General features: G+C 66.2%; 26 protein-coding genes and 1 pseudogene. 17 read left to right on the top strand and 10 right to left on the bottom strand.

The window, feature by feature from the left end; all coding sequences use genetic code 11:
- Positions 1-9 precede the first annotated feature (9 nt).
- From ACVILH_RS28700 to ACVILH_RS28715, 4 genes are all read right to left on the bottom strand, one after another.
- Positions 10-363, bottom strand: coding sequence for a diacylglycerol kinase (locus ACVILH_RS28700; RefSeq protein ID WP_006609160.1), 354 nt, complete (start codon positions 361-363; stop codon positions 10-12).
- Entirely contained in the window at positions 363-1,751 is a 1,389-nt protein-coding gene (locus tag ACVILH_RS28705) for a class II 3-deoxy-7-phosphoheptulonate synthase (protein ID WP_456715885.1), read from the bottom strand. Before ACVILH_RS28705 ends, ACVILH_RS28700 begins: the two co-directional genes overlap by 1 nt.
- Positions 1,752-2,243: 492 nt before the next feature.
- Positions 2,244-2,972 (bottom strand): sulfite exporter TauE/SafE family protein, encoded by a 729-nt coding sequence (locus tag ACVILH_RS28710; RefSeq protein ID WP_456715886.1) that lies wholly within the window; start codon positions 2,970-2,972, stop codon positions 2,244-2,246.
- A 39-nt stretch (positions 2,973-3,011) separates the two neighbouring features.
- Positions 3,012-3,236, bottom strand: a complete 225-nt coding sequence (locus ACVILH_RS28715) for a hypothetical protein (protein ID WP_456715887.1) — start codon at positions 3,234-3,236, stop codon at positions 3,012-3,014.
- 217 nt (positions 3,237-3,453) lie between these two features.
- On the opposite strand from ACVILH_RS28715, the gene ACVILH_RS28720 reads away from it, so the two are divergent.
- The 9 genes from ACVILH_RS28720 to ACVILH_RS28760 all read left to right on the top strand — a co-directional run bounded on the left by ACVILH_RS28720 (position 3,454) and on the right by ACVILH_RS28760 (position 8,957).
- Positions 3,454-4,644 carry a jacalin-like lectin gene (locus tag ACVILH_RS28720; protein ID WP_456715888.1) on the top strand — a complete coding sequence of 397 codons (1,191 nt, stop codon included), beginning with the start codon at positions 3,454-3,456 and terminating at the stop codon, positions 4,642-4,644.
- A gap of 138 nt (positions 4,645-4,782) precedes the next feature.
- Positions 4,783-5,166, top strand: a complete 384-nt coding sequence (locus tag ACVILH_RS28725) for an RICIN domain-containing protein (protein WP_456717098.1) — start codon at positions 4,783-4,785, stop codon at positions 5,164-5,166.
- A 182-nt stretch (positions 5,167-5,348) separates the two neighbouring features.
- Entirely contained in the window at positions 5,349-5,672 is a 324-nt protein-coding gene (locus tag ACVILH_RS28730; protein ID WP_456715889.1) for an ArsR/SmtB family transcription factor, read from the top strand.
- Complete coding sequence (locus ACVILH_RS28735; protein ID WP_456715890.1) at positions 5,669-6,079, top strand: SRPBCC family protein; 411 nt, start codon at positions 5,669-5,671, stop codon at positions 6,077-6,079. Before ACVILH_RS28730 ends, ACVILH_RS28735 begins: the two co-directional genes overlap by 4 nt.
- A 40-nt stretch (positions 6,080-6,119) precedes the next feature.
- On the top strand, positions 6,120-6,335 hold the full coding sequence (locus ACVILH_RS28740) for a hypothetical protein (protein WP_456715891.1): 216 nt from the start codon (positions 6,120-6,122) through the stop codon (positions 6,333-6,335).
- Positions 6,336-6,547: 212 nt separating this feature from the next.
- Positions 6,548-6,730 (top strand): hypothetical protein, encoded by a 183-nt coding sequence (locus ACVILH_RS28745; RefSeq protein WP_456715892.1) that lies wholly within the window; start codon positions 6,548-6,550, stop codon positions 6,728-6,730.
- Positions 6,731-6,925: 195 nt separating this feature from the next.
- Positions 6,926-7,429 (top strand): thermonuclease family protein, encoded by a 504-nt coding sequence (locus ACVILH_RS28750; protein ID WP_456715893.1) that lies wholly within the window; start codon positions 6,926-6,928, stop codon positions 7,427-7,429.
- Positions 7,430-7,499: 70 nt separating this feature from the next.
- Positions 7,500-8,597, top strand: a complete 1,098-nt coding sequence (locus ACVILH_RS28755) for a D-alanine--D-alanine ligase family protein (RefSeq protein WP_456715894.1) — start codon at positions 7,500-7,502, stop codon at positions 8,595-8,597.
- Between the two features lie 144 nt (positions 8,598-8,741).
- Entirely contained in the window at positions 8,742-8,957 is a 216-nt protein-coding gene (locus ACVILH_RS28760; RefSeq protein ID WP_456715895.1) for a hypothetical protein, read from the top strand.
- 44 nt (positions 8,958-9,001) lie between these two features.
- Here ACVILH_RS28760 and ACVILH_RS28765 read toward each other — a convergent pair whose 3' ends face one another.
- The gene (locus ACVILH_RS28765) at positions 9,002-9,523 is read right to left on the bottom strand and encodes a helix-turn-helix domain-containing protein (protein ID WP_456715896.1); all 522 of its coding nucleotides are present in this window, start codon (positions 9,521-9,523) and stop codon (positions 9,002-9,004) included.
- Between ACVILH_RS28765 and ACVILH_RS28770 the strand changes: the two genes are divergently transcribed.
- The gene (locus tag ACVILH_RS28770; RefSeq protein WP_456715897.1) at positions 9,513-9,761 is read left to right on the top strand and encodes a hypothetical protein; all 249 of its coding nucleotides are present in this window, start codon (positions 9,513-9,515) and stop codon (positions 9,759-9,761) included. The genes ACVILH_RS28765 and ACVILH_RS28770 overlap by 11 nt on opposite strands.
- 66 nt (positions 9,762-9,827) lie before the next feature.
- Here the strand turns inward: ACVILH_RS28770 and ACVILH_RS28775 are convergent, their stop codons facing one another.
- The 5 genes from ACVILH_RS28775 to ACVILH_RS28795 form a co-directional block, all read right to left on the bottom strand.
- The gene (locus ACVILH_RS28775) at positions 9,828-10,100 is read right to left on the bottom strand and encodes a hypothetical protein (RefSeq protein ID WP_456715898.1); all 273 of its coding nucleotides are present in this window, start codon (positions 10,098-10,100) and stop codon (positions 9,828-9,830) included.
- Positions 10,101-10,138: 38 nt separating this feature from the next.
- Positions 10,139-10,555, bottom strand: coding sequence for a thiol-disulfide oxidoreductase DCC family protein (locus tag ACVILH_RS28780; RefSeq protein WP_456717099.1), 417 nt, complete (start codon positions 10,553-10,555; stop codon positions 10,139-10,141).
- A 139-nt stretch (positions 10,556-10,694) separates the two neighbouring features.
- Positions 10,695-11,108 carry a GFA family protein gene (locus tag ACVILH_RS28785; protein ID WP_456715899.1) on the bottom strand — a complete coding sequence of 138 codons (414 nt, stop codon included), beginning with the start codon at positions 11,106-11,108 and terminating at the stop codon, positions 10,695-10,697.
- Between the two features lie 18 nt (positions 11,109-11,126).
- Positions 11,127-11,606: an SRPBCC family protein gene (locus tag ACVILH_RS28790; protein ID WP_456715900.1), complete on the bottom strand. Its 480-nt coding sequence runs from the start codon at positions 11,604-11,606 to the stop codon at positions 11,127-11,129.
- Positions 11,603-11,932, bottom strand: coding sequence for an ArsR/SmtB family transcription factor (locus ACVILH_RS28795; protein WP_456715901.1), 330 nt, complete (start codon positions 11,930-11,932; stop codon positions 11,603-11,605). The genes ACVILH_RS28790 and ACVILH_RS28795 overlap by 4 nt, the downstream gene beginning before the upstream one ends.
- Positions 11,933-12,810: 878 nt before the next feature.
- Between ACVILH_RS28795 and murI the strand changes: the two genes are divergently transcribed.
- The 7 genes and pseudogenes from murI to ACVILH_RS28830 all read left to right on the top strand — a co-directional run bounded on the left by murI (position 12,811) and on the right by ACVILH_RS28830 (position 18,776).
- Positions 12,811-13,608, top strand: a complete 798-nt coding sequence (gene murI / locus ACVILH_RS28800; protein ID WP_456715902.1) for a glutamate racemase — start codon at positions 12,811-12,813, stop codon at positions 13,606-13,608.
- A gap of 12 nt (positions 13,609-13,620) precedes the next feature.
- Positions 13,621-14,394 (top strand): HpcH/HpaI aldolase family protein, encoded by a 774-nt coding sequence (locus ACVILH_RS28805; protein WP_456715903.1) that lies wholly within the window; start codon positions 13,621-13,623, stop codon positions 14,392-14,394.
- A gap of 60 nt (positions 14,395-14,454) precedes the next feature.
- Positions 14,455-14,842: pseudogene (locus ACVILH_RS28810) on the top strand (cupin domain-containing protein).
- Positions 14,843-15,228: 386 nt separating this feature from the next.
- Positions 15,229-16,041, top strand: coding sequence for an acyltransferase (locus ACVILH_RS28815; RefSeq protein WP_456715904.1), 813 nt, complete (start codon positions 15,229-15,231; stop codon positions 16,039-16,041).
- 217 nt (positions 16,042-16,258) lie between these two features.
- Positions 16,259-16,876, top strand: a complete 618-nt coding sequence (rpsD, locus tag ACVILH_RS28820; RefSeq protein ID WP_456715905.1) for a 30S ribosomal protein S4 — start codon at positions 16,259-16,261, stop codon at positions 16,874-16,876.
- Positions 16,877-17,088: 212 nt separating this feature from the next.
- Positions 17,089-17,631 carry a hypothetical protein gene (locus tag ACVILH_RS28825; protein WP_456715906.1) on the top strand — a complete coding sequence of 181 codons (543 nt, stop codon included), beginning with the start codon at positions 17,089-17,091 and terminating at the stop codon, positions 17,629-17,631.
- Positions 17,632-17,708: 77 nt separating this feature from the next.
- A complete protein-coding gene (locus ACVILH_RS28830; RefSeq protein ID WP_456715907.1) occupies positions 17,709-18,776 on the top strand; it encodes a threonine aldolase family protein in 1,068 nt (355 codons plus the stop codon).
- Positions 18,777-18,793: the final 17 nt, after the last annotated feature.

Raw genomic sequence — 18,793 nt, forward strand, 5'->3', positions numbered from 1 at the left:
TCAGCTCGGTCACAACAGCCCGAGCCGCTCGGCGATCGCGAACAGCCAGAAGCCGCCGGACATCAGCAGCGCGGCGCCCACAGCAGCAGAGCCGAGGTCCTTCACGCGGCCGATCTGCAGATCGTGCTCGGTGGTCAGGCGATCGGCGAGCTTCTCGATCGCGGTGTTGAGCAGCTCGACGACCAGCACCAGCATGACGGCGCAGACCAGCTCGACGCTGCGCATCGGCGTCGCGCCGATCACGTAAGCGAGCGGCAGCGCCAGGATCAGCGCGATCACCTCCTCGCGCACCGCCTGCTCGGAGCGGAGCGCGAAGGCCAGTCCATTGCGCGAGTTGAGCGTCGCGCGCCAGAGACGCAGCATCAGAAGCCCGCGACCGCCGGCATCGGGGACGACTTGCCGCCGCGCTGCTGCTTCAGCAGCTCGGCGATCAGGAACGCCATGTCGATCGACTGCTCGGCGTTCAGCCGGGGATCGCAGACCGTGTGATAGCGGTCGTTGAGATCCTCGTCGGTGATCGCGCGCGCGCCGCCGATGCATTCGGTGACATCCTTGCCGGTCATCTCCAGATGAATGCCGCCGGCATGGGTGCCCTCGGCGGCATGCACCGCGAAGAACGACCTGACCTCGGAGATGATGCGGTCGAACGGCCGTGTCTTGTAGCCGGAGTTCGAGGTGATGGTGTTGCCGTGCATCGGATCGCACGACCACACCACCTTGCGCCCTTCCCGCTGCACCGCGCGGATCAGCCCCGGCAGATGATCGCCGACCTTGTCGGCGCCGAAGCGGTTGATCAGGGTCAGCCGGCCCGGCTCGTTGTCGGGGTTGAGGATGTCGATCAGCTTGATCAGCTCGTCCGGCTTCAGCGACGGGCCGCATTTCAGGCCGATCGGATTCTTGATGCCGCGGAAATATTCGACATGGCCGTGGTCGAGCTGACGGGTGCGGTCGCCGATCCAGATGAAATGGCCGGAGGTCGCGTACCAGTCGCCGGTCGTCGAGTCGACGCGGGTGAAGGCCTGCTCATAGCCGAGCAGCAGCGCCTCGTGGCTGGTGTAGAAATCGGTGGCGCGCAGCTCCGGATGGCTCTCGAGATCGAGGCCGCAGGCGCGCATGAAGTTGAGCGCCTCGGAAATGCGGTCGGCGAGCTCCTTGTAGCGCCGCGACTGCGGGCTATCCTTGACGAAGCCCAGCATCCATTGGTGCACGCTGCCGAGATTGGCGAAGCCGCCGGTCGCGAAGGCGCGCAGCAGGTTCAAGGTCGCGGCCGACTGCCGGTAGGCGTCGAGCTGGCGCTGCGGATTGGGGATGCGCGCTTCGGCCGTGAAGGCGGTGTCGTTGACGATGTCGCCGCGATAGCTCGGCAGCTCCACGCCATTGATCTTCTCGGTCGGCGACGAGCGCGGCTTGGCGAACTGGCCGGCGATGCGGCCGACCTTCACCACCGGCACCGCACCGGCATAGGTCATCACCACGGCCATCTGCAGCAGCACGCGGAAGAAGTCGCGAATGTTGTTGGCGCCGTGCTCGGCAAAGCTCTCGGCGCAGTCGCCGCCCTGCAGCAGGAACGCCTCGCCGGCGGCGACCCGCGCCAGCGCCTTCTTCAGGTTGCGCGCCTCGCCGGCGAACACCAGCGGCGGAAAGGTCGACAGCTGCGCCTCGACCTCGGCCAGCGCCTTCTGGTCGGGATAGTCAGGCACCTGCTGCACCGGCTTGGACCGCCAGCTCTCCGGGCTCCAGCGCTCCGTCATGGCTCTCTACTCCCTCTCGACATCAGCGCGCTTTGTTCCCCAACAGCGGCGCGCCGCCTTATACACAGCCTGTCCTTGCACCGCCACTTGGAATTTGGATCGCCCGGCCAAGCCCTTGCAGTTGCGAAAGGATTCAAGCCGCAGTTCAACTGCGGACCGAGCGGCCCGCTCGGCCTTGCGTTGCTGCGCTCAGCGCCTCCGCAACCACCGCCGTCATCCCGGCGAACGCCGGGATCCATAACCACCGGCCGATGTCGCCACACGAGATGGCTGGGCTTGCGCAAAGCCAACGAGGGCCAACACGCATGGTCCGATCGCTCGGCGCATCCGGGCGATCTTCGTATCCCCGACGAACGATTGAAGGCCGCGGTCGAATTTGCGGATCCGGCTCCGGAGGATCGCAGCGGCCGAATGCGATGGGTCGTGGACTGCGCAACGAGATCGCGGCTCATTCACGTCGCAGAGCCGCAGCGCTCATCGTCCATCATCCGGTCACACCACCAGCAGCAGCCCCGACGCCAGCAGAATCCCCAGGATGATCTTCCTGAACAGCGCGTCGTTGACCTTGCGGAAGGCGAGGATGCCGAGCGCGGTGCCGGCGAGCAGCGCCGGGATGCTCAAGGCGAGATCGATGACCACCTTGGACGACAGATCCTGCCGGGCCAGCATCACCGCGAGCGAGGCGAGCTGGATGGCGGCGATGAAGGGCTGGACGAGGCCGCGCTGCTCGGTCTTCGGCAGGCCGTGCATCTCGCACCAGATCGTCGGCAACGCGCCGGGCATCGCGGTGAGGCCGCCGATGAGACCGCCGCCGAAACCGACGATCGCGGTGCGGCTGCGGCTCATCGGCTGCAGGCTGCCGAGCGCGGGCTTGAACAGCATGGTGCCGGCGTAGATCGCGATCGTCGCGCCGAACACCTGCTGAAACAGGCGCGCATCCGCGTTGTGCAAGAGCCACAGCGCGAGCGGTACGCCGAGCAGTCCGCCCACGATCAGCACGGCGCTGTCCCTCCAGCGGATGCTGCTGCGAAGCGCCCAGAGGTTTGTGGCCTGCACGCCGACGCTGCACGCCATCATCAGCGGCACGGCCTCCAGCGGTTGCAGGCTGTGCAGCAGGATCGCGCCGGCCACGGCGGAAAAGGCAAATCCGGCGAGGCCCGAGACGAAGGCGCCGAAGAAAACGGCGGCGCTGAGTAGCAAAAATGATCCGAACCCCGGCATGAAAACTCTCCGGTCTGATGAAATTGAAATGCGTGATGGTCAATCAATGTTCTGGAGCGTCGCAACCGGACTTACGCCGGCGCGGTCTGGCGTGTCCGCCCCTCGCAGAATCGCAATCGCGACGATGTGCAGGATCAGGAAGAAGGCGAGAATGAAGGCGCCGAGCCATTGCTTCGAAGCGAATGGCTTCGAAGCGAATGGCTTCGAAGTAAATAGCTTCGACGTGAACGGCTTGAGCCGCGGCGGAACCTGACGGGCCTGCATGTCCGTTGTCTCCAGCAAGTCGGATCGGATTGCTAGCAGCCCAGCGTCCCCTCAGCGTCCCCCGATGGGAGTATGGCGCGGCAGTCGTGACAACCTGCGCTGGCGCGCGTCCGCACGACACGTGCCGCGCAGAACATCCATCGATCCGTCATCACGGCGACACGCGGCAGATGCTATCGCGCCGCCGCTTTCAAACGAGATCGAGGGGGATCGACCCATGAGACTTCACCACATCGCCGGCGCGATCGCCGCCGGCTGCGCCGCTCTGCTGGCCAGCCCGCTGCATGCGGATAGCGGCAGCTTCACCACTTTGACCTACAACGTGGCGGAAACGCCGACGGCCTATAATGGCGGCAGCGACGCGCATTCGCGCGTGATCAGCTGCTATCTGCGCCAGTTCGGCATCGTCAACGTGCAGGAGGATTTTCTCTGGCACGCCGCGCTGTACGACACCTGCGACAACCACCCCTATCGCACGCCGACCTCCGGCACGGCCGGAATCGGCGACGGCCTCAACACGCTCAGCACCTATACGTTCGATGATCTCGACCGCGTGACCTGGACCAAGCGCGCCGATTCCGACGCGCTGACGCCGAAGGGATTCTCGCTGGTGCGCACGCGGCTGGCCGAGGGCGTCTATCTCGACTTCTACAACCTGCACGCCCAATCCGGCACGTCGGCCACCGATCTCACCTACAGCGAGTCCGACGTCGCCCAGATCCTGAGCTATATGGAGACCAATTCCGCCGGCAACGCCGTCATGGTGATGGGCGACACCAACACGCGCTACACCAGGGCCGGCCAGAACATGTGGGAGTTCCTGCATCACGGCTTCAGCGACGCCTGGGTCGAGACGGTGCGTGGCGGCAGCGTGCCGCCGATCGGCGATCCGCTGGTCTGCGGCGATACGCAGACGGCCCGGCCGGATTGCGAGATCGTCGACAAGGTGCTGTGGCGCAGCAACGGCTTCCTGAACCTGCAGGCGACTGGTTATGTCGACCGCCAGGATGCGCTGGATGCGAGCGGCGCGCAGCTGTCCGATCATCACCCCGTCGAGGTCGACTGGAGCTACGCGACGGCATCGAACCGCAAGCTCAGCGACCAGTTCGGCGGCCCGCACGGCACGAGCTACAACGATGTCTCCGCGCTGCCCGCCAATCCCGTGGTCAGCAAGCTGACCATCCGCACCGGCAACCGGGTCGATGCCGTCGAGCTGACGCTCTCGAACGGCTATGTCTACAGCCATGGCGGCAGCGGCGGCACGGCGCAGAGCCTGACGCTCGGCGGCGGCGAGTATCTCACCTCGGTCAATCTGTGCAGCGCGCAGTACCAGGGTCACACGCGCATCTTCTCGGTCGCGTTCGGCACCAGCGCGGGCCGCACCCTGTCGGGCGGCACGACGACGTAGAGCTGCACCAGCTACGCCGCCCCGAGCGGCTGGCAAATCGCCGGCTTCCATGGCCGCTCCGGCGACGGCATCGACAAGCTCGGCGTCGTCTACGCGCCGGTCTCCACCGGCGCGGCGCCGTCGCGCCAGCCGGTCCGCATCGTCAACCGCACATCGGCGCTGTGCATGGACGTCAGCGGCGGCACCATGGCCGACGGCACCGCCGTGATCCAGTGGAACTGCACCGGCGCCGCCAACCAGACCTGGAGCTACGACGATACGACCGGCATGATCCGCAGCATGCAGGACCCACACTACTGCCTGGACAACAACGGCACCTATGGCGACGGCGCGCAGCTGATTATCTGGACCTGCACCGGCAACAACAACCAGCGCTTCCGCTATGATGCGGCCGCCGGCACGATCGCGGTGCGCAGCTATCCGGTCGAGGTGATGAGCCAGAACGGCACCTCGCTCGGCAATCAGCTGCTGACCGCAACCGCCTCGGCCGCCGGATCGCAGCAGTGGACGTTGACGCCCTGATCCGCTCGCCACGACAAATGATCCGGACGGCGCTTCCGTCCGGATCACGCACGAGGCCGAGGGGCTAATCACCGCGCGGGGCCGAACAGTCGTTCCCAAAGGCTGGATCAGCAGGACCCTCCCTTGCCAATCCATCACCGTATGGTTATGGATAGACCCATAACCACCGAGTTATGGATTGAATGGCCCGCTCTCCCGACCTGCTGTTCCGTACGCTTGCCGATCCGACGCGGCGCGCGATCTTCGAGGGGCTGTGCCGTCATGGCGAGCAGACCGTCGGCGCGCTGACGGCCAAGGCCGGCGTGTCGCAGCCGGCGGTGTCGAAGCATCTCGGTCTGCTCAAGCAGGCGGGCCTGGTGCGCGAGCGGCATGAAGGCCGCCTGACGCATTATCGCGCGCAGCCGAAGGCGCTGGCGCCCCTGCTCGACTGGACCAGCCGCATGGCCGCGTTCTGGGAGAGCCGGTTCGACGAGCTGGAAACTCTGCTCAACAGGATGGATCAATGACCTCAGCCGCGCCGGAGACCCGCACCGTCATCGTCGAGCGCGAGTTCGCGCATCCGCCCGAAAAGCTCTGGCGCGCGCTGACGCAGCCGCATCTGATCGCGGAGTGGCTGATGGCCAACGACTTCGTGCCGGCGGTCGATCATCGCTTCAAGCTGAACGCCGATTGGGGCGTCGTCGACTGCCAGGTCATGGCCATCGAGCCGAACAGGACGCTGTCCTACAGCTGGGCGGCGCTCGGCCTCGACAGCGTCGTGACCTGGACGCTGACGCCGACCGCGACCGGAACACATCTGCGCATGGAGCAGACCGGCTTCGCCGCCGACCAGACCCGCGCCTATCAGGGCGCACGCTACGGCTGGCCGAAATTCTTCGAGCGCCTGGAGCAGACGCTGGCGCGGCTCGACTGAGCCGCAGCGGTCTGTGCCACATCATCATGGGGAGGAGCAGATGAACTGGAGCAACACGATCCGTCAAATTCATCGCTGGGTGTCGATCGCCTTCACGCTCGGCGTCATCGTCAACATCGTGGCGATGACGCAGACGCAGCCGGCGTTCTGGATCGGCCTGCTGGCCTTGATCCCGCTGATCGTGCTCCTGGGCACCGGGCTGTATCTGTTCGCGCGCCCCTATCTGGCGCCGAGAACGGTCCGGACCGGAAGCTGAGCCGACGCAATCGCTGAACGCTGCGGCTTCGGCTGCGCGGCGATGCTCGCTGTGCGCTGCGTGGCGAGTTGCTCGGCTCAGCGAACAGCAGAGTCATTCAGAGGTATTCGGATCGGGCCACGTACACGCCGATCGAAAAATCTCTGCGCGGCGCGGAACAATGTCGAGCCACCGTCGTTTCGAAACCTGCCGGCGCGGCAGGGAAGCGAAAGATGTCAGAGTTGATGACCCAGCCCGACAAGCTGCGGGCCGACGCGGCCGAATGCGCCGTCATCCGCGATCTCGCCACCGACCGCGACAAGCGCGAATTGTTCGCGCGCCTCGCCGAGCATCTGAGCAACCTCGCTGCGGACGTCGAGCGCGCCGCGCGCGCGAAGCAGTCGAGCATCAGCTGAGCGATCTCGGCACTGTTGCGTGGAACACGGCGGTCGCCTCCCCGTCGCGGGCCTCAAGCGCGTCAGCCACACAATCGCACGACTCGGCATCGCTATAAGGCAGGATGATCCGCGAGCGATTCGCGCCAGCCAACGCTCATCCCTTCTCTGCCACAGGTGCCGATCTTGCGATCCATCCCCCTTCGCCTCTGCTGCATGTTGCTTGCCGTCATGGCCACTCAGCCCGCGACTGCGGCTGATCTCATCGGCCGCGCCAGCATCGTCGATGGCGACACGCTGGATGTCCATGGCGAGCGCATCCGTCTGTGGGGCATCGATGCGCCGGAGAGCGCGCAGCTCTGCCGCGGCCGCGATCGCAAGCCCTATCGCTGCGGCGCGCTGGCCGCCAACACGCTCGATGCCTTTGCGCGCGGCAAGCTCATACGCTGTCGCCCGATCGAGGGGGATCGCTACGGCCGCATCGTCGCGCGCTGCGCTGCCGGCGGCGCCGATCTCGGCCAGTTCATGGTGTCGCGCGGTCTCGCGCTGGAAGAGCCGCAATATTCGCACGGCGCCTATGCGGCCGACCAGCTCGCCGCGCGCCGTGCCGGCCGCGGCATCTGGTCCGGCCGCTTCGTCGAGCCGCCGCTGTATCGCAGCTGCATGCATGCCGGCGGCACCACGCTGCTGTGCTCCGATGGCGAGATGCAATCGCGGTGAACGCGATTGCGACGGGTGGAGCTCTCGCTGTACGGTCACGCACCGCAAAGGCTGAAGCTGGTGACCAACGATGACCGACAAGAAGATCCGCGTGGCGATTCTGTTCGGGGGACGCTCGGCGGAGCATGACGTCTCCCGCGCCTCCGCCGCCAACATCTTCCGCTCGCTCGATGCGACCCGCTACGCCGTCACGCTGATCGGCATTACGCCGGACGGCCGCTGGATGCTCGCCGATGCAGCCAATGCTGCGACGAGCCCGGCGCTCACCGTATCAGCCGATGGACCGCAGATCGTGCTGCTGCCCGCCGGCCAGGGCCGTGCGCTGGTGCTCGGAGATGGCGTCCCCCAGGAGCTCACCTTCGACGTGATCTTCCCGGTGCTGCATGGCCCCAACGGCGAGGACGGCACCGTGCAGGGCGCGCTGGAGCTGGCCGATGTCGCCTATGTCGGCGGGCGCGTGATGGGATCGGCGGCGGCGATGGACAAGGACGTCGCCAAGCGGCTGCTGCGCGATGCCGGCCTGCCGATCGTGCCGTTCGTCACGATGACGGCTGCATCGCTCGTGAGCTACGAAGCAGCGGTCGCCGCCGTCGGCGCGTCCGAGCTGTTCGTCAAGCCGGCCAATCTCGGCTCCTCCGTCGGCATCTCCAAGGCGCGTAACGCGGATGAATTCGATGCCGCCTGCAAGCTTGCGCTGCGCTTCGACCGCAAGATTCTGATCGAGCGTTGCATCTCGCCGGTGCGCGAGATCGAATGCGCCGTGCTGGAGCATGCCGACGGCGCGGTCAAAGCCTCAGAGCTCGGCGAGATCGTGCCCGCCGGCAGCCACGGCTTCTACTCCTACGACGCCAAATACACCGACGCCTCCGGCGCCTCGCTGCACGTCCCGGCGCAGGTCGAGCCCGCCCTCGCCGCCCGCCTCCGCAAGATGGCGACACAGGTGTTCAGCGTGCTCTGCTGCGAGAGCCTCGCGCGCGTCGACTTCTTCGTCCGCGGCGAGGAGATCTATTTCAACGAGGTGAACACCCTGCCCGGCTTCACCAACATCAGCATGTACCCGAAGATGTGGGAAGCCACCGGCCTGCCCCAGCCGGAGCTGATAGACGAGCTGATTGCCCACGCGCTGGCGCGACACGCGCGGCTGCGGGAGCTGGCGTCGCAGCGGTGAGGACCTCGATCGGCATCGCATCATGACCCGCGCGACGGCACGGCGCGAAACACGACGGCGTCATGCCCATTTACGCCCGATCCGACATATGCCCGCCATACGCCGCGGCTACCAATCGAACGGACAGCCTTGACGAGGAGCACCATGGCCGACAACGACCTCGAAATCTTCCTGACCGCGCGCAATGTGCTGGTCGAACTGCGCCTGAATTTGGCCAAGGCCGTTGCGGCCGGCTACAAGAAGGGCGAGACGGAAACTGCGGTCAAGAGCCTCATCGAGGTCCAGCAAGCCATCGACGTGATCGACCACGCGAGCGAGGAGCTGGAGGAACTCGACGAAGCCGAGCACGACGAGGACTGAGGCGCCGGGCGCGGTCAGGCCGTGCCATGCGACGTCGACCTTCCTCAGGCAGGGTCGCCGTCGGTCTTCATCCGATCGTAGACGGCATCCACCACGAGCTCGGGATGCGTCTCGATCATATTCAGCAAGATGCGCGCAGGTGCATCGGGTTCGTTGCGGTGCTGCTCCCAGTTCTGCAGCGTGCGCTCGTCGAGCCCATAGAGCAGAGCGAACTCCGTCTGTGACAGCTGTTGCCGCTCACGGATCTGCTTGACATCGACGGCTCCGATGTGAGCGACGGAACAGTTCAAGCCGAATGACGTAAGCTCGCCGATCATCTGCTCGACATCGTCGGCCTTGACCTCGACGGCAACCCGTTCTCCGGACGCAAGCCGGTCGATGGCACCATGGGCGCGCTTGAGACTCAGTCCGAAACGGACCAGCGTTTTCGCCAGCTCGACTGGACGAGACAGATCAGTCGCCTCCAGGAGGATCCTGTGGGCGGGGAAACCGGATGGTCCGCGGTCTCCGGCCTTTGAAAAGGCCTGTCGTGCGAGTGCCTCCTTCAATGATAACTTGGTCGGCATCGGCCTCATCCAGCAGTTTGCGACCGATCGCATTCAATCCGCGACGGCCGAGCGCTCCCGGCGACAATCCGTCGATGTGAGCGCGACGGATATGGAGAACACGTCCCGTCAGAGTGACGCTGCCAAGGATCGATACAATTCCCAGGGGCGTGTGAAGCTCGACCAACATGACGTCGTGATCGACGTTGGTGACTTCGATGGTGACGTCTTCAGGATCAAACGTACGCGGATCGCGTAGGGATTTCAAGGAGAGTGAGGCGGTGACGATGATACCATCTCACGACGCTTCCAGCGTAAGGAAGCGTCAAGCCGTGCTCGCAACGAGATAGATCAGCACCGCTGCCCCGAGGCAGCGCCGCCAGGGATTGGCGCCGCGTGCGATCTCGTCGACGGCCCAGACGACCAGACTGGCCTTGACCAGGCACTCCAGATTGGCGCCCATCTGTCCCGGAGGATGCCAGACCCAGCCCACCACGCTGCCGACCAGCACGATCCACAGCGCCGGGTTCGGCATCTGCGCGATCGTGATCTCCCCGGTTGCGCGATTGCGGAAGAACCAGTTCAGGACTCGTGACATCGCACCACCAGCGTTCGTCGACCGGGCCGGACGCTGCGTCAGGCTGCGCCGTCCTTCTGCGTTTCAGCCGCAGCTTTGCTCGTCAGGATACGCCCGATGCTGCGGGAGATGAACGGACGAGCGCGAAGAAACAGCCGGTAGCCCAGCTCCAGGATGGTCAGCACGCCCGGCAGCGAGGCCACCCGCGCCGCCCAACGCCAGCGTGGCAGGCGGCGCCAGACCTCAACGAAGGCCGCGGCGCCCGAGAGCAGCCGCCCGTCGGCGGCGCGCACGTGAAACCGCGCCATCGCCTGCTGCTGGGTCAGTTCGTCCGGTGTCTCAGCATCGGCTTTGGAGACGTCGACGAAGCACAGCGCGCCGGCCTGATCGGTGCGGCTGTAGTAACCGATCTCCGCCCGGCAAAGCGGACAAGAGCCGTCGTAGTAGACGGTCGATCGTGCAGGCTCTGGCGCCATGCGAATCTCCAAGACATCGTCTCCGGTCCCGGAGCATAAACGCCCGCGCGAGCGCTTTGGGTCTGTGGTTCGGAGATTTCGGTGAGGGGGGTCCTCATCAGATAAGGGGACAGCCCGCACTGTCACCGCGGCGCCCCACTCACCGCGGCGGCATCTTGTCGAAGGTCGGCAACGCCGGGTCGAGGTGATCCCAGGCGTATCCGGCCGCAGTCCAGGACAGCAGTTGCGGCCGATAGCGGCTGGGATCGTCGAGGCTCGCCGGAGTCACGATGAACACGTCCGGCATCGCCGGAAACGTCATGTGCATCGACGAGCCGCAGGTCGGACAGAACGCGCGCCGCTTCACGGTGCCGCCGTCGCCGGTCGTCTCCCAGTGTGACACCTCGCCATCGACCTTCACCTCCGCCGCGACGAAGGTGAGGTGCGATTGATGCCCGGTGCCGCTGTCGCGCTGGCATTGCCGGCACTGGCAGTCCAGCATCACCGCGGGCTCACCCTTGATTTCGTAGCGCACCGCGCCGCAGGCGCAGCCGCCGGCATAGACGTTGGTCATGGTGGTTCTCCGTGTGCGTCAATGCGGCCGCTGCAGCGATGTCTCGTCCGTCACGAGTTGATCGAGCTTCTTGACCACCGTCTTCCAGCCCTCGCCCATCTTGCGATACGCGGTCTCGTTGGCCGGCAGCACGAAGCCGGAATGGACGAGGCGCAGGCGCGTGCCCTTGTCCGCTTTCGCAAGGCTGAAAGTGACCACGGTCTCCAACCGCGCGCCGTAGCCGACATTGCTCGCGTGGCCGCCTGTCCACGCATAGGACAGCCGCTCGTTCGGCACGACCTCCCGCACCTCGCAATGAATGGTGCCGTCCCATTCGCCGGCCGGCGTGGTCTGGAAGGTGAAGCGTGTGCCCACCACGGCCTCGAACCCCGTGGGCGCCATCAGCCAGCGGCCGATCAGGTCGCCATTGGTCAGCACCTTCCAGATGACCTCAGGCGCATGCGGAAAGACCTCCTCCACCACGATGGCGTGCGTGTCCGGCTTCACGTTTTGATTCATGGATCGATGTCCTTCAGCAGTTTCCTCAGATCGGCGAAGCGGTCGCGCCAGAACGCGCCGTAATGGTTCATCCAGTCGGCCAGCGGCGCCAGGCCGCGGGGGTCGGCGCGGTAGTAGACCTTGCGTCCCTCGGGCCGCTCGCAGACCAGGCCGGCCTGCTTCAGCGCTTTCAGATGCTGCGAGATGGCGCCCTGCGTGACGCTGCTGCCGCGGGTCAGTTCGACGACGGTGATCTCGTCCGCGTCGACGATGCGCTCGAACACGGCCCGGCGTGTGGGGTCGGCGAGCGCGCGCATGACGGACGTGACGGTTTCTGCCTCGATCATGCAGAAGAAATAGCGCTCGCTAATGAATTAGTCAATACTAATGTTTCCGGAAGTGGGATCGCGCCGAAGAGAACCTGCTCGGCGCGACGCAAAATCCGAATTTTTCCCTTCCGTTTTTCAGAAACACATGCTATGTTACGTCCCATCCCGCCTCACTTGAGGGGCGCATCGCGATCGTCACGAGCGTGGAGTGCGGGATGCGGTGGGCGTGTCGGGTTGCAGCGTGAGCGATCATGCCGACGAACGATCCGATGCGCACGGCGAAATCGTGTGGTCCTGGTCTCCCGGTGCTGAGACCAAGTCTGCGTCGCAAATTGGACGAGCGCGCAAGGCGACGGGGTCAAAAGCCGGTCCCCGGGGAGATCACGTATAAGCCGTAGAGCCATCGCGCGGGGAAGGCCGGATGATCCGGCCCGTACCTGTGGTGACTGCCGCCTGCTTTTTTGTTGCAGGCGGGCCATGGGTGCGACCGGCACCCGGCCTTCCCCGCGCCCTCATTGTCGAGAGGCGATGAGACGAGCAAGACTCGGACGCGACAGCGGGTGCGAGGATGAGATGCTGTGTCGACACACTCCCTCGTCGTCCCGGGCAAGCCGCGACGACGCGACAGCGGCGGCGCGGCGCCGACCCGGGACCCAGACTCCGCGGCGGTTGTATGAGGCACGCCGGAGCTGCCAGCCTTTGCACCAATATCCGCCGGTGGTTATGGATCCCGGCGTTCGCCGGGATGACACTGAATGTGTGGCAACGGCAGTGGCTCCCATTGGTAGGTTTGAACCTTCACCTCCGCCACCGGAACACACCGAGACGCCCTACTCCCGCCCAATCCCGCAGAAAAACCCACTGAACCGCCCTTCCCGATCCGGTACACTCGCCTCGTGACAAACCGCCCGACGATTCTCGTGTTCGACTCCGGCCTCGGCGGCCTCAGCGTGTTGCGCGAGGTGGTGCGGGCGCGGCCCGACGCGCACTACATCTATGTCGCCGACGACGCTTTCTTTCCTTACGGCCATCATAGCGAAGCGGCGCTGATCGCCCGCGTGGTGCCGCTGATGGGCGAGCTGATCACAGCGCACCGGCCCGACCTGATCGTGATCGCCTGCAACACCGCCTCGGTGCAAACCTTGGCGCCGCTGCGCGCGGCCTACACCACGCCCTTCGTCGGCACCGTGCCGGCGATCAAGCCGGCCTGCGCGCAGTCCAAGACCAAGCGCGTCTCCGTGCTCGGCACCAAAGCCACCGTGCAGCGCGAATACACCCACGCGCTGATCCGCGACTTCGCGCAGGGCTGCGCCGTGACGCTGGTCGGCTCGCCGGAGCTGGCCTCGCTCGCGGAAGCAGCGCTCAGCGGAACCGCCGTCAGCGATAACGCGATCGCAGCCGAGATAGCCCCCTGCTTCACCGGCGATGCCGATGCCCCCGGCGCCCGCACCGACACGGTGGTGCTCGCCTGCACCCATTATCCGCTGCTGCTCGACCGGCTGCAAAGGCTCGCGCCCTGGCCCGTCGCCTGGATCGACCCGGCGCCGGCGATCGCGCGCCGCGTGGTCGACCTGCTCGGCCCGCCCACGGCGAACGTCGATGACGCCGGAGCCACCATGCTCTTCACCTCGCAAAAGCCGCATCAACTCAGCCAGGCGCTCACGCCGTTTTTCGGCGGCCGCGTGCCGGCCTGACGGAGACGTCCGATGTCCGCGTCCCCCAAACCGCTGAACCGCCTGAAGCAGGCCTGGCGCGACAAGCGGCCGACCTTCGGCGCCATCGCGACGATCCCGAGCATCCAGACCGTGCGCATCATGGCGCAGCAGCTCGACTGGATCATCATCGACCTCGAGCACGGACCGATCGATCTCTCCAACGCGCATGCGATGATCACGGCGACCGCAGGCACGCCCTGCGTGCCGCTGGTGCGCATCGCCGCCAACGAGCCGCACCTCGCGAAGGCGCCGATGGACTTGGGCGCGCTCGGCATCAACTTCCCGATGATCTCGAGCCGCGCGGAGGCCGAGAAGGCGGTGCGCAGCGTGCGCTATCCGCCCCGCGGCGACCGGCTCTGGGGTCCGTTCCATGCACCGTTCCACTGGAACGTGTCGATGGCCGACTACATGGCGACCGCCGACGACGACATGATCTGCATGGTGACGATCGAGCATGTCGAGGCGGTCGAGCGCATCGACGAGATCATGGCAACGCCGGGCATCGACATCGCTGTGATCGGCCCCGGCGATCTCGCGACCTCGATCAACAAGCGCGGGCAACTCGATGATCCCCTGGTGAAATCGCTGATTGCCCGCGCGGAGGCCGGCATCCTCAAATCCGGCGTGCCGATCGGCGGCGCGGCGCGCTCGGCCGAGCAGGCCAATGCCATGATCGAGCGCGGCTACCTCGCGCTGGCGCTCGGCTTCGACTGGTCCTTGTTCCAGCGCGGGATTGCCGCCAGTTTTGAAGGGATCAAACGCTGAGCCCGTGCGGATGCCCGGACCTCACGTTCCGAACGAAAAACAACATTGGGGGAGAAGACCATGATGAAGAAGACGATTTTCGGCCTGTCGCTGGCCGTGCTCGGACTCGGCGCCGCGCTGGCGCAGCAGCCGGCGATCAAGCGGACCTTGCTGAACAAGACCGATTTTCCGGACGGACATACCATCGTGCAGGCACTCGCCGAGGTCCCCGGCCGGCGGCGCCGCGGGCCGCCATACCCACCCCGGCGTGGAGACGGCCTACATCCTGGAGGGCGAGGCCGAGCTGATCGTCGAGGGACAGCCCGACCGGCACCTGAAACCTGGCGACTCGTTCCAGATCCCGGCCGGCGTCGTTCATGACGCCAAGGTTCATGGCGACAAGGGCCTGAAGGTGCTCGGCGTCTACGTGGTCGACAAGACCAAGCCGCTGGCGTCGCCGGCGCCCTAGAGGGGGTCTTTCTGATGCTGCAGCGCGCAGCTTCGAGGTCAGCTCAGCTGTCACCCTCCCCTGGAGGGGGAGGGTCGCTCGCGCGCGAAGCGGGCGAGCGGGGTGGGGTGAAGCCGCGAAAACCGGTGCCAGTGGAGAGATCACCCCACCCCGGCTCACCTGCGCTTCGCGCATCTGAGCCGACCCTCCCCCTCCAGGGGAGGGTGAGACTGAGATCGCGGCGCCTGCCATCGTCGTCGTCGGGGCGTCGGCGATTTGGGATGACGCGTTTCCACGTCATCGCATCATGCTCTAGAGCCGCACTTCCCTGGCCCGGCCGGCGGTGGTAACAGCAGCCGCCGCCGGCGACGGGGCCAAGCAGAACGAGCGGGAGTGACGGGTTCAGGATGCGCGGACACACCAGGCCGATTTCGCTGCACCGCCGTCTGATCATCGATCTGATGCACGCCTCGCGTGACGTGCCGTTCGTGTCGCTGGAACGCACGCTCCAGCTCGGACCGCTGCTCGACGCCCGCGCTGCCGTCGATCGGCCGCCCGGCTTCGCGGCGCTGTTCGTGAAGGCGTTTGCGCTCATCGCGCGCGACGAGCCGGTGCTGCGCACGCTCTATGTCAGATGGCCGTGGCCCTGCTTCTACGAGCTGCCGCGCAGCGTCGCGACCGTGACCATCGCCCGGGTCGAACATGGCGAGGATTGCGTGCTGCCGCAGCGCGTGTCCGGGCCGGAGACCATGACCCTGGACGAGATCGACGCGGTGATCCGGCAGGGCAAGGAGGCGCCGGTCGAGGACGTCCCGATGTTCCGCAAGATCATGCGGGCGACCCGGTTACCCCTCCCGCTGCGGCGGTTCGCCTGGTGGGTCGGCCTCAGCTTCGGCCGGCAGCGCGCAAACTGGTTCGGCAATTTCTCGGTGACCAGCGTCGCCGCCTGCGGCGGCGGCCAGTTGCTGGCGCTGAGCCCGGGGCCGTTCATCGTCAATTATGACGTCGTCCGGCCCGACCAGACCATGCGCCTCCTGATCCGGTGGGATCACCGGGTGACCGACGGGGCCATGATCGCCAGGACCGCGCTCCGCCTCGAGCAGGTGCTGAACGGCGAGATCGCAGCCGAGCTGAGGGCTGGCCCGATTCCGGACCGCGCCGACCAGGCATGCGGGCCGAAACGGCCGAAAATCACCGCCCTCGGGGGGCCGCAGGGGTGATTTCCCGGCAAGATCGGCGGTTAAGGTTTGACAAGTCAGCGGTTTCTCCCTTAAGAACCGCCCTGCTCGCGGGCCGCTTTCGGCCCGCGTTGCGTTTCGCGACCCGTGGCTTCGTCCCCTCACGCTTTGGGGACCGGCCTGTCGGTGGACCGGGCTTCCCGGACACACAGGAGGGCGCGTTTCCTCAAACCCGAACGAAAGATTTTAAGAGGACGCGATGACTAAGCGCAGTGAGGCGAAGTACAAGATCGATCGCCGCATGGGCCAGAACATTTGGGGCCGCCCGAAGAGCCCCGTCAACCGCCGCGAATACGGCCCCGGCCAGCACGGCCAGCGCCGCAAGGGCAAGCTCTCCGACTTCGGCGTGCAGCTGCGCGCCAAGCAGAAGCTGAAGGGCTACTACGCCAACATCTCCGAGCGCCAGTTCCACGGCATCTATGTCGAGGCCGGCCGTCTCAAGGGCGACACCGGCGAGAACCTGATCGGCCTGCTCGAGCGCCGTCTCGACACCGTGGTGTTCCGCGCCAAGCTCGTCTCGACCATGTTCGCCGCGCGCCAGTTCATCAACCACGGCCACATCAAGGTGAACGGCCGCAAGGTCAACATCGCGAGCTACCAGGTGAAGCCGGGCGACGTGATCGAGGTCAAGGAAGCCTCCAAGCAGCTCGCCATCGTGCTGGAAGCCACCCAGCTCGCCGAGCGCGACGTGCCCGACTACATCGAGGCCGATCACTCCAAGATGACCGCGAAGTTCATCCGCATCCCGGCGCTGTCAGACGTACCGTTCGCGGTGCAGATGGAGCCGCATCTGATCGTCGAGTTCTACTCGCGCTGATCTTGACGGAGCGCCGCTCCGCCCACATCTGATAATCCGAAGGCCCTGGCATGCGCCGGGGCCTTTGTCTTTTGGGCCTCCGTTTTTGGATTTCGGATCATGCGAACCGATTCCCGAATGCCACACTTGCCTCGAATTCGCCCCAGCTGGGCTGACAGCGTGTCGATCCCGTGATTCACTGTCCGCAGTTGTAAAGTAGCGGGGCGTTCGCCATGGAGTTCAACAGGCGCAATATCATCTTCGGTGCGTTGCCGACCGATGCGGTCGGCGCTCCAACTGTGCCGCCGTTGCGGCCGCCGCCCCTCCACGCATCTCCACTACGCGCGCGTCCCTCGGGAATCCGCTACCGATTCAATGACGGCCTCTATCCGTCGACTGTCTTCGACCTTCTTGAACGCTCCTGCTGGCACGTCCAGTCCGACGCGACCGCCCATGTGATCCGCCATCTCGGCACCGGGCTCACCTTTGCCGACGCACAGCTCGGCTACGATCCATTCGCGCTCGAGCTTCTCCATTGTTTCGACACTTCTCCCGAACCGGCCGACGACTGGCACACCATGCTGGTCGGCTGGGCCGCCGTGGACATGGGCTGGAACATCAAGCGGCAGCGCCCGGGCGCCTCGCTGCTTCTTTCGCCCTCGCGGCGCAGCCCACTGGAGTCCTGGGTGTTCGATTGTTCGGAAGCGCCGCTTCTGGTGACCCGGCCGATCGATATCTCGAGGCCGCTGCGGCCGGATATCTGGCTCGCGGCGTGATCAGGAGGGAGGCGCGTTTTGCGGGAGCGGTGCGAGTTGGGTAAGGTCGTGAGGTGAAAGCCGAACGAGGACTGCCGATGTATTACACCCCGCCCCCGCGCGATTCCAAGGCGCCGCCCGTGCGCGTCAATTTGTTGTCGGATACGCAGACGCGCCCGACTCCCGCGATGCGCGAGGCGATCGCGCGAGCCGAGGTCGGCGACGAGCAGATCGGCGACGATCCGACCGTGCACGAACTGACTGCCCGCGTTGCCGCGCTGCTCGGCAAGGAGGCCGCGGTGCTGATGCCGTCGGGCACGATGTGCAACGTCGCGGCGACCCTGGTGCATTGCCGGCCCGGCGACGAGATCCTGGCGCACGAGACCGCACATATCATCTCGCGCGAGGGCGGCGCGCATGCCGCAATCGGCGGTTTTCAGGTGACGCAGCTCAAGGGACCTGACGGGCAGTTCACGCCGGAGACGTTCCGCGCCGCGCTGCATCCGCGCTCGCGCTATCAGCCGCCGCAGACCGTGGTCAGCGTCGAGCAGACCGCCAATATCGGCGGCGGCACGATCTGGAAGAAGGCCGCGCTGGACGAGATCGTGGAGATCGCGAAGGCGCAGGGCATGGCGACGCATATGGATGGCGCGCGGCTGCTCAATGCCACCGTCGCCACGGGCATTTCGGCCGCCGACATGACCGCGGGCTGGGACTCCGCCTGGATCGATTTCTCCAAGGGCCTGGGCGCGCCGATCGGCGGCGTCCTCGCCGGCAGCGCGGCCTTCATCGACGAGGTCTGGCGCTGGAAGCAGCGGCTCGGCGGCGCGATGCGCCAGGCCGGCGTGGTCGCGGCCGCCTGCATCTACGCGCTCGATCATCACGTCGACCGACTGGCGGAGGATCACGCAAATGCGCGCGCGCTGGCGCGCGGGCTGTCGCAGATCCAGGGCATTGAGGTGCAAGAGCCCGAGACCAATCTGGTGTTCTTCAAGCCCGACGGCGCCGGCGTCCCCGGCGACAAGATGGTGAGCGAGCTGCGCAAGCGCGGCGTGCTGCTCGCCATGATGGACGGCCGCATCCGCGCCTGCACGCATCTCGATGTGTCAGCCGCGATGATCGAGGAGACGATCGGCCATGTCAGGGAGATCGTCCGCGGCGCATGAGGATCATGGCACGAGGA

Source organism: Bradyrhizobium sp. USDA 4353 (genome assembly GCF_054063215.1).